The sequence below is a fragment of the Actinacidiphila polyblastidii genome (genome assembly GCF_036353415.1).
GTDB lineage: Bacteria > Actinomycetota > Actinomycetes > Streptomycetales > Streptomycetaceae > Actinacidiphila > Actinacidiphila polyblastidii.
The window spans coordinates 1-907 of sequence record NZ_JAZEWV010000083.1 but is presented as its reverse complement, the minus strand read 5'-3'; the positions used below and the strand labels follow the sequence as shown (position 1 = coordinate 907).

Here is a 907-nt window from a genome sequence, read left to right as displayed (position 1 = left end):
GCATGACGTTGCCATGCGGATACTCGTCACCGGCGGCGCCGGTTTCATCGGATCGCAGTTCGTACGGGCCGCCCTGCGCGGTGAACTGCCCTCGGGCCCAGGCGCCCGCATCACCGTGCTGGACAACCTCACCTACTCCGGCAACCGGGCCAACCTCGACCCCGTCGCCGACCACCCCGACCTCACCTTCCTGCACGGCGACATCCGCGACCCCACCACCGTCGACGACGCCATGACCGGCCAGGACGCCGTCGTCCACTTCGCCGCCGAATCCCACGTCGACCGCTCCATCACCGACGCCACCCCCTTCGTCACCACCAACATCCTGGGCACCCAGGTCCTCCTCGACGCCGCACTACGCCACCACATCGGCCGCTTCACCCACGTCTCCACCGACGAGGTCTACGGCTCCATCCCCCACGGCTCCTGGACCGAGACCTCCCCCCTCGCCCCCAACTCCCCCTACGCCGCCTCCAAAGCCGCCTCCGACCTCATGGTCCTGGCCGCCCACCGCACCCACGGCCTCGACATCACCCTCACCCGCTGCTCCAACAACTACGGCCCCTACCACTTCCCCGAAAAAATGATCCCCCTGTTCATCACCCACCTCCTCGACGGCAGAAAAGTCCCCCTCTACGGCGACGGACACCACATCCGCGACTGGCTCCACGTCACCGACCACACCCGCGGCATCGACCTCGCCCTCCACCACGGCCGACCCGGCGAGACCTACCACATCGGCGGCGGCACCGAACTCACCAACCACGACCTCACCACCCGCCTGCTCACCGCCCTCGGAGCCGACTGGACCCACGTCGAACACGTCCCCGACCGCAAAGCCCACGACCAGCGCTACTCCCTCGACATCACCAAAACCCGCCAACAACTCGGCTACCACCCCCTCACC

1 protein-coding gene is annotated in these 907 nt (G+C 68.0%); it reads left to right on the top strand.

Annotation, left to right across the window (positions count from 1 at the left end; translation table 11 throughout):
* Window positions 1-13 precede the first annotated feature (13 nt).
* Window positions 14-907: dTDP-glucose 4,6-dehydratase (gene rfbB / locus V2S66_RS34315; RefSeq protein ID WP_330801023.1), on the top strand; the 894-nt coding region annotated here is incomplete at its 3' end.